The sequence below is a fragment of the Brevundimonas sp. genome (assembly GCF_036659295.1).
Classification (GTDB): Bacteria; Pseudomonadota; Alphaproteobacteria; order Caulobacterales; family Caulobacteraceae; genus Brevundimonas.
In genome coordinates this window covers 1-8,337 of sequence record NZ_JAVXCU010000094.1, presented here as the reverse complement: position 1 = coordinate 8,337, position 8,337 = coordinate 1, and the positions used below count along the sequence as shown (strand labels likewise).

The window sequence follows — 8,337 nt, the reverse complement described above, 5'->3', positions numbered from 1 at the left end:
ATCCGGTCGGCGCAACGGGTGTTCGCATGGTGCTGGACTCAGCGCGTCAGGTTACCGGCAAGGCTGAAGACATGCAGGTCCAAGGTGCCCAAAACGTCCAGACCCTGAACATCGGTGGCTCGACCACTACCACGGTCAGCTTTGTCGTTGGAACATAAGAGATTTCCTGAAGTTACTGAATTTAAACAACATAGACGCGGTCCGATTAACGAGCCTGCGCTAGGGGAGAGACCAAATGGCGAATATCGAAAAGCTTTTATCGATGATCGAGGCCTGGGGCCGTCAGGACGTCGATGCGGTGATGACCTTCCTCCATGAAGATGTGGAGTGGAATAATTCGGGTGGGTTCAGCCCTGTCATCAAGGGCAAGGCGGCCATGCGCGAGGCGCTGGAAGCCATGGCCTCCAAGATCGCCGAGAGCCGCTGGCGTCTGTTCGACTATACCGAGGTCGGGGACCGCCTCTGGATGGAAGGGGCCGACGAGTTCATCCTGACCGACGGCAAGCGCGTGGCCATCCCCTATATGGGCATCCTCGACTATGAGGACGGCCTGATCCGTTACTGGCGCGAGTATTATAACGGCTATCTGCACACCTCGCAGGGCAAGACCGGCATTGTGGCCGCCGAGGCCGAGGTCATGCTGGATCGTCCGGCCATCACGGGCGCACGGGCATGAATGTGATGGTTACCAATGCCAGGTTAACGCCAGATCAGGTGGCGGCGGCACCGCTGCGCGATGCCTCGCTATTGCCGGTTGATCTGGATGTGCGCCGCGATGCCGATGGCACCATCTATATCCAGTCGCGCATTCCGGTTCAGCCCTATGATTTCAACCTGCCGCGCGTGTTTGCGCAAACTGCGCTGCGGGTGGGCGGCAAGCCCGCTGTGGCAAGGCGTGCCACTGGTGGCGGCGACTGGGTTTCGACCAGCTATGCCCAGCTAAAGCGCAATGCCGATGGTCTGACGCAATGGCTGCTGGACCTGAAGGCTGACGGGCCGGTGTTCCTGATTTCGTCGAACTCGTCGTTGTTCTCGGCCGTCACCTATGGGGGGTGGGGTTCGGGGCGTCCGGTGTGTCCGGCCAGTCCGATGATGGTGGCGCTGGGCGGTGATCTGGGACGACTACGTCACGTCGTGTCCAAGGCCAAACCGGCGGTCATTTTTGCCGAAACGGCGAAGATCGCACAGGCTATTTCGTCGGTGGATACTGGCGGGGCCGTGCTGGTGTGTGGCGAGCCTTTCGAGGGCGCGATCAGCTTTGCCGATGTGATCGCAACAGTGCCTACAGCCGCTGTGGCCCAGACCATCGAAGGTTTGGCCGAGGATGATGTTGCGGCCTATATGCTGACGTCTGGCTCGACAGGGCTACCCAAGCTGGTGGTGCTGACGCTGGGCGCGCTGGCGGCCAATACGGCCCAGTGCCAGCAGACCGTTGGCAAGACGGCGGGGTGGGACGATGTGATGCTCGACTGGCTGCCCTGGCACCATGCAGCGGGCGCGTTTGCCATGCGAACCACGCTGCTGGAAGGCGGCACCTTCTATATCGACGACGGCAAGCCGATGCCGGGCCTGTTCGACCAGTCGATCCGGAACCTCAGCGAGATCGGCGTCGGCTATTACAACAACGTGCCGCTGGGCTATGTCATGCTGGCCGATGCGCTGGAGGCGGATCCTGCGCTACGCAAGACCTTCTTCGAGCGACTGCGTATGATGTTGTTTGGCGGGGCGGGTCTAACACAGGCGGTGTTTGACCGCCTACAGGCCTGTGCCGTTTCCGAATGCGGGCACCGTGTCATGCTGACCAGCGGTTATGGCTCGACCGAGACCGGTTCGGCCATCACGGTCACCCATTACGAGACCGACAAGGTGGGGCTGGGTCTGCCTGTGCCGGGCACGGTGTTGAAACTGGTGCCGGTTGGAGAGCGGTACGAACTTTGGGCCAAGGGGCCGAGCCTGTCGAACGGCTATCTGGACGAACCGGCTAAAACGGCCGAGGCGTTTGACGCCGACGGCTATTACCATTCGGGCGATCTGTGTGTTTTCCACGATCCGGAACAGCCGGAGTTGGGGCTGGCCTTTGCTGGCCGTGCCGCCGAGGAGTTCAAGCTCCTGAGCGGGGCATGGGTTTATGGCGGGCATCTGCGCGAGCAGATCCTCAAGACGCTGGACCCTCTGGCTCTGGATCTGGTGCTGTGTGACGATAACCGGCCTTATCTGACAGCGATCATCTGGACGAAGGCCCCCAATGCCGAGGCCGAGATTGCCGAGCGCCTGAAAGCGTTCAATGCAGGGCAGTCAGGTGGCAACCGCGTGCGCCGCATCCTGTTCCCCGACGCATTGCCGAACCCGAATGCCCACGAGCTGTCGGACAAGGGCACGGTGAACCGCCGTGCCGTTCTGGATAACCGCCGCGAACTGGTCGAGCGCCTGTTTGCCGAAACGCCTGATACGGGCGTCATCATTCTAGACGGAGGGGCTGCATGACCCATCACCCTGAAATTCAGGCTCTGCTGGACAAGCAGGCCATTACCGAAGTCATCAACCTGTATCTGCGCGGTGCGGACCGTGCCGATGCCGAGCTGATTGCGGCCTGTTATCACCCCGATGCGTGGGAAGATCACGGCGGCATCTATGACGGCCCTGCCGATGCCTATGTGGCGGTGATGGCCAAGATGCTGCCTCGCTCGGGCGTGATGAACCATCTGGCGACCAATATCCTGATCGAACTGGATGGAGAGGCGGCCAGGGTCGAGCACTACATCTTTGCCTTTGCCCGCATGAAGACCAAGGCGGGCGAGGAACTGGATACCTTCACGCTGGCCCGCGCCATCGACCAGTTCGAAAAGCGCGAAGGCGCGTGGAAGATCGCGCGCCGTACGCTAGTCTGGGAATGGAACCACGATAGCGCGACGGCAGAAAACTGGGGTGCAGGGATGATTACACCCGACGCCTCCAAACTGGTTCGCGCCGCCAAGAAACCGCACGACGCCCTCTATAAGATCGGGGCCTGAACCATGGATATCGCTAATAGCGTCGCCATCGTAACGGGTGCCAATCGCGGCATTGGCGAAGCTTTTGTTCGCGCCCTGATCGGGCAGGGTGCCGCCAAGGTCTATGCCGGTGCGCGTAATGCGGCATCGGCCCAGCATCTGGTAGAAGAGTTTGGTGACAAGGTCGTCGCGCTGGAACTTGATGTGACACGTGAAGAGCAGGTGGCAGCCGCTGTGGCCCGATGCACCGATGTTTCCATCGTCATCAACAATGCCGGTGCTTTCCTGGGGCAGCGCCTGATCGGGGCCGACAGCATGGCGGCTGCGCGCGAGGAGATGGATGTCAACTATTTCGGCGTCCTGTCCATGTCGCGGGCTTTTGCGCCGGTGCTGAAACAGAATGGCGGCGGGGCGATTGTGAACGTCCTGTCGGCGGGGGGACTGTGCGCCATGCCGGTGATGGGCGGTTACAGCCCGTCCAAGTTCGCAGCCAAGGCGGCGACAATCTGCATCCGTGCGGAACTGGCCCCTCAGGGAACGTCGGTGACGGCCCTGTTTGTCGGCTCGGTGGATACCCGCATGGCCTCGCAGGTCGAGGGCAAGAAGGAACGGCCCGAAGACATCGCCCGTGTCGGTCTGTCGGCGATCAAGCGCAAGCTGGACGAAGCCGATACCGACCGCATGGTTCTGGAGGTTCGCGCGGCCTTGGCGCGTGATCCCAAGGGGCACGAGCGGGCGCTGGCCCGCATGCTGACGGCTGAAAACCTGAATACCGGTCACTAACAATAATACGGGCCGGACCACGGCCCGCCACGGGGGAGTGGGGTTATGGAAGTTCTGAGCGTTTTGCTGGTGAATGTCGGGGTGGCGGCACTGGGCTTTGCGATTGTCTGGGCCATTGGCGTCAAGCTGAAAGACCCGACCATTGTTGATGCCTATTGGGGGCTGGGCATGCCTGTGTTGGCGCTCTCGACCTTCTTGCAGGTCGAGCAGCCGACCATGCGTAACTGGCTGTTGCTGGTTATCAGCGCGGTCTGGGGTGTGCGTCTGTTCGGCTATATGATCCGCCGCTGGCAGACCCAAGGGCCTGACCGTCGCTATGAGCGTCTGTACGAAAAGGCCCGCGAGAAGAAGGGCTGGAGCTTTGGCTTCTTCTGCGCCGTTAGTGTCTGCCTGACGCAGATGCCGCTGCAGTTTCTCGTATCGCTTCCGGTACAGTTGGGCCAGATCGATGCGGTACCTGCGACGGTTGGTATTATTGGCTGGATCGGTGTGGGCATCGCCCTGTTCGGTCTGGTGTTCGAGTGCATCGCCGACTGGCAGTTGAGCCAGTTCAAGAAGGATGTATCGAACAAGGGCAAGGTCATGCAGGCGGGCCTGTGGCGCTATTCGCGTCACCCGAACTATTTCGGCGAAGCTCTTGTTTGGTGGGGACTTTATATGGTCGCGGCAGAGAGCTTTACCGGCCTGTTCTCGTTCATTGGTCCGGCCTTCCTGACCTGGACCCTGATGAAGTGGTCGGGTGCGCCGACGATGGAATATCGTATGCGCAAGACCAAGCCGGAATATGCCGACTATATCGCGCGTACCTCGGGCTTTGTGCCGATGCCGCCCAAGAAGATCTGATCCTAGGGCCAGCGAAAAAAGAAGGGCGCGGGATCATCTCCCGCGCCCTTTTTTGTTTACTATCCCAGTTCTAGGGGCCAGCCTTCAGCGACCTTGCCATGCGCCGGACGGGTAGAAGGCAAAGAAGCCGGGAGGGGCCGCCACCACATCCTTGATGCCGCGCATGGCTCCTGCGATCGTGGCGTCCGTCAGGGCGCGCGACTGGGGCTTGGTCGGGTCGCCTTCGTCGATAGCAAAGGTCAGTGTCATGTTCGGGCGGCCCTTGATATCGACAACCCAGTGGCCGTTGGTGTCCTTGCCGTGCAGCTTGGGATCGGAGGTCCACAGGATCGACAGGGTGAAGCTGACACCTTGCGTATAGCGGGCGGTCCAGAGCCATTCGGTGGCCGCGACAGTGCCCTGTTTGATGATGCCTGCGCCGATTTCCATGTCGTGAGGCGCGAGCGTCAGGGCGTGGTCCGGTGTGATGTCCAAAAGCTCGACATTCAGCGCCTTGCCCGAGAAGTGCAGGATTTCGCTGAACAGGGCCGTGTACATCTCGGCCAGAGGTCCCTTGGTAATATCGTTCACGGCCGGATCGGCACCAAAACCCATCAGGCCAAATACGAATTCCTTCACCGTCATTTCCGAGGCATCGACGGTTTCGCGCACCGTGATGCTGTCCAGTTCGGAACTGAAACCTGTGGCCGCAAGCACAATACGCTCGATGAAGCCGCCCGGATTGACGCCTAGACCGGCCAGTGTCGCATTGCCCTTCTCGCAGGCGTCTTTCAGCGGCTTCCAGTAGGCTTCGTCATGGGCCAGAGGATAGTGGAAGCCGGCGGTCGAGATGACGTTCTTGCCGCTTTCCAGCAGGCGGATCACATCGGCATTCATCTGGTCATAGGGCAGGGTGATGCGCGGTGTGTGGATGACCAGATCGGCATCCAGTGCGAGGATGTCCTCGATGCTGTTGGTGGCCAGAACCCCCGTATCGGGACGCTTGGCCAATTGTCCGGCATCAACCCCGTTCTTGCGATCCGAATACACATAGACACCCGCAAGTTCCAAAGCCGGATCGTCGATGATCCGGCGTAGGGCAGTGCGCCCCATCGCACCGGTTGCCCATTGTATAATCTTGACCATGCTTACTTCCCGATTGCGACTTGCCGGGCCTCCTCGCCCTAGATAGTCTCTTTATGAAAGCAATAATCAGGGGAGGGAAGCGCCATGATCGTTACGACGGCAGAAAGGCTCGCTGATTTTAGAAAACGGGGCTGGTGGGGCGATCTGACGGTCGACAGCCTGCTTCAGCGTAACCGTGTCGAGGTGGGTGACCGGCTGGCTCTGGTTGATCCGCCGAATCGTGCCCAGCTGGACGGCGTAGAGCCGCGCCGCCTGACGTGGGCGCAAGCGGGCGAGCAGGTTGACCGCATCGCCGCTGCGCTGCTGGGGCAGGGGCTGAAAAAGGGCGATGTGCTCAGCTACCAGTTGCCCAATGTGGTCGACACGGTGCTGCTGGCTCTGGCCTGTTCGCGGATCGGTCTGATCATCAGTCCTGTGCCGACCATGTATCGCGAGCACGAGTTCTCGTGGGTGCTGGAAAAGGTCAAACCGCGTGCTGTGGTGACCGTGCGCGCGCTGTCCGGTTTCGGTCATGCAGCGATGATGAGCGCACTGGTGGCGAACACAGGTGCCAAGGTGCTGGTCTGGGGCGGGGCCGAGGGCGACCAGATCGACTTTGACGACATTATCGCGGCTGCCGATCCGGCGTTGGCAGAGGCTGCGGCCAAGGCTGATCCGATCAAGCCCGAAGAGGTTTTTACTATCTTCTGGACCTCGGGGACGGAGAGCCGTCCCAAGGGGGTGCCGCGCGACCACAATCTGTGGATCGTCAATGCCCGCATGGTGTCCGAAGCCGCCGATGTGCGCGAGGGCGAGGTTCTGCTGAACCCGTTCCCGCTGGTAAATATCGGCTCGTTCGGGCTGGTTATGCCGTGGCTGTGGCAAAAGGGGACGCTGGTTCTGCACCATCCGTTCGATCTGGGTGTTTATCTGAAGCAGATCGAGCAGGAGAAGGTGAACTATACCATCGCTGCCCCCGCCATCCTGAATGCCATCCTGAAGACCCCTGCCATGGTCGAGGGGCTGGACCTGTCGAGCCTTCGGGCCATCGGTTCGGGTTCGGCACCGCTGGCCCCATGGATGATCGAGGGCTGGGCGCAGAAATGGGGCATCGAGGTGTGCAACATCTTCGGCTCGAACGAGGGGGCGTCCCTGTTCAGTGGCCCGATGCATGTGTCGGACCATACCGAGCGCGCGCGTTACTTCCCGCGCATGGGTGCAGACGGCATTGAATGGTCTGGCGAAACTGCCTCCATGATCAAGACCCGTCTGGTCGATCCCGCCACCGGCGACGTGATCACGCAAGCCGGTATCCCTGGCGAGTTGCGTTTCTGGGGGGCTGCCACCTTCGAGGGTTATTTCGATGCCCCCGAACTGACGGTTAGCGCCTTTGACGAGGAAGGTTATTACCGCACCGGTGATCTGTTCGAGATCGCGGGCGAGGGGCATCTGGCGCGCTATTACCGTTTTGTCGGGCGCTGCAAGGACATCATCGTGCGCGGCGGGGTGAATATTTCTCCGGCCGAACTGGATGATATTCTGTCAGGCCATCCGGACCTGAAGGAAGCGGCTGTCTGCGGTATTCCCGACGAGCTTCTGGGCGAAAAGGTTTGTGCCGCGCTGGTGCCGTCGGGTGACACGGTGCCGGATGTAAAGGCACTGGCTGAATGGCTTAAGGCGCAGGGGCTGGCGACGTTCAAGCTGCCGCAATCGGTGGTGTGCGTGGACGCCCTGCCGCGTAATGCGATGAACAAGGTCGTGCGGACCGAACTGCGCGAGCATGTGCTGGGTCTGCTGAAAGCAGGCTGATCGCGGTCTAAAGCGGGCAAAACAAAAGGGGCAGTGGTGACACTGCCCCTTTTTCTTGCGCGGTGGCCAGATTACGCGGCCACCACGCCGTTCTTGATATAGGCGCGGTCAGCCCAGCAGGCGTGGGTGCCGCTGGAGATTTTGTGCGGCAAAGCAATGCGGCACACGGGGCCTTCCTCGAACTTTTTGCAGTCCACCAGAATGCATTCGGACGTGCCGGCATTCTCGTCGATGACGAAGCTGATCAGGTAACCGTCGTCTTCGTCCGTAGCTCCAATGCGCGGCACGAACGGGCTTTCGCTGGCATAGCGACCCTCGGGCAGGGTGATCTGCCAGCTTTCGCCAGTTTCGAGGTCGTGTTTGACGAAGCCGTTAAACAGGAACCAGCCCGGCTTGGTCGTGGTCGAGTAGCAGTAGCGGTTCTTGCGACCGGCATAGCGGTTGTTGATGACGCCGAATTCCAGCACGCGGTCATCCAGATGCCCCTCGGTCGTCTCGCCCGTCTTCAGGTTGAAACGCCAGCGGTGCAGTTTGGACTTGAAGCTGTGCTCGTCCAGATAGGCCATCATGCGGTCCATGCCCTTGGGGTGACCCTCGAGCGGTTCGGGCATCGGGACTTCCTGGAAATAGCCGTCCATGACGATCTCGTCGCCTTCCTCATAGGCATTGAGGAAGTGCAACACATAGGTAGGGTCGGCTTCGAACCAGCGGATGTCAGCTTCGGATCCATAACGCGGGATCACGGCAAAGCGCGACGGCAGGTCGTGGATGCGGGCTGCGTGATAGCCTTTGGCCAGCAGGTCCGTAT

At 60.8% G+C, this 8,337-nt stretch carries 8 protein-coding genes and 1 pseudogene; 7 read left to right on the top strand and 2 right to left on the bottom strand.

From position 1 onward, the window contains the following. The 6 genes and pseudogenes from RSB01_RS12485 to RSB01_RS12460 form a co-directional block, all read left to right on the top strand. A pseudogene (locus RSB01_RS12485) lies at nt 1-158 on the top strand (thiolase domain-containing protein); the annotation flags it as partial. A 77-nt stretch (nt 159-235) separates the two neighbouring features. Next, the gene (locus tag RSB01_RS12480; protein ID WP_332620237.1) at nt 236-676 is read left to right on the top strand and encodes a nuclear transport factor 2 family protein; all 441 of its coding nucleotides are present in this window, start codon (nt 236-238) and stop codon (nt 674-676) included. Continuing rightward, the gene (locus RSB01_RS12475; RefSeq protein WP_332592036.1) at nt 673-2,484 is read left to right on the top strand and encodes an AMP-binding protein; all 1,812 of its coding nucleotides are present in this window, start codon (nt 673-675) and stop codon (nt 2,482-2,484) included. Before RSB01_RS12480 ends, RSB01_RS12475 begins: the two co-directional genes overlap by 4 nt. Continuing rightward, complete coding sequence (locus RSB01_RS12470) at nt 2,481-3,011, top strand: nuclear transport factor 2 family protein (protein ID WP_332592037.1); 531 nt, start codon at nt 2,481-2,483, stop codon at nt 3,009-3,011. Before RSB01_RS12475 ends, RSB01_RS12470 begins: the two co-directional genes overlap by 4 nt. A gap of 3 nt (nt 3,012-3,014) precedes the next feature. Then, the gene (locus RSB01_RS12465) at nt 3,015-3,773 is read left to right on the top strand and encodes an SDR family oxidoreductase (protein ID WP_332620235.1); all 759 of its coding nucleotides are present in this window, start codon (nt 3,015-3,017) and stop codon (nt 3,771-3,773) included. 45 nt (nt 3,774-3,818) lie between these two features. Next, nucleotides 3,819-4,616 (top strand): DUF1295 domain-containing protein, encoded by a 798-nt coding sequence (locus RSB01_RS12460; RefSeq protein ID WP_332592070.1) that lies wholly within the window; start codon nt 3,819-3,821, stop codon nt 4,614-4,616. Between the two features lie 84 nt (nt 4,617-4,700). Here RSB01_RS12460 and RSB01_RS12455 read toward each other — a convergent pair whose 3' ends face one another. After that, a complete protein-coding gene (locus tag RSB01_RS12455; protein WP_332592071.1) occupies nt 4,701-5,741 on the bottom strand; it encodes a hypothetical protein in 1,041 nt (346 codons plus the stop codon). Between the two features lie 84 nt (nt 5,742-5,825). Here RSB01_RS12455 and RSB01_RS12450 point away from each other — a divergent pair, with 84 nt between their 5' ends. Next, nucleotides 5,826-7,529, top strand: a complete 1,704-nt coding sequence (locus RSB01_RS12450; protein WP_332620338.1) for a class I adenylate-forming enzyme family protein — start codon at nt 5,826-5,828, stop codon at nt 7,527-7,529. A 71-nt stretch (nt 7,530-7,600) separates the two neighbouring features. On the opposite strand, the gene RSB01_RS12445 is transcribed toward RSB01_RS12450, so the two are convergent. Next, nucleotides 7,601-8,337 (bottom strand): carotenoid oxygenase family protein (locus RSB01_RS12445; RefSeq protein WP_332625573.1); only part of this gene is annotated, 737 nt, incomplete at its 5' end.

Coding starts and splice junctions, on each gene's coding strand:
- RSB01_RS12480 (WP_332620237.1), top strand. CDS start 236: ATGGCGAATATCGAAAAGCTTTTATCGATGATCGAGGCCTGGGGCCGT.
- RSB01_RS12475 (WP_332592036.1), top strand. CDS start 673: ATGAATGTGATGGTTACCAATGCCAGGTTAACGCCAGATCAGGTGGCG.
- RSB01_RS12470 (WP_332592037.1), top strand. CDS start 2,481: ATGACCCATCACCCTGAAATTCAGGCTCTGCTGGACAAGCAGGCCATT.
- RSB01_RS12465 (WP_332620235.1), top strand. CDS start 3,015: ATGGATATCGCTAATAGCGTCGCCATCGTAACGGGTGCCAATCGCGGC.
- RSB01_RS12460 (WP_332592070.1), top strand. CDS start 3,819: ATGGAAGTTCTGAGCGTTTTGCTGGTGAATGTCGGGGTGGCGGCACTG.
- RSB01_RS12455 (WP_332592071.1), bottom strand. CDS start 5,741: ATGGTCAAGATTATACAATGGGCAACCGGTGCGATGGGGCGCACTGCC.
- RSB01_RS12450 (WP_332620338.1), top strand. CDS start 5,826: ATGATCGTTACGACGGCAGAAAGGCTCGCTGATTTTAGAAAACGGGGC.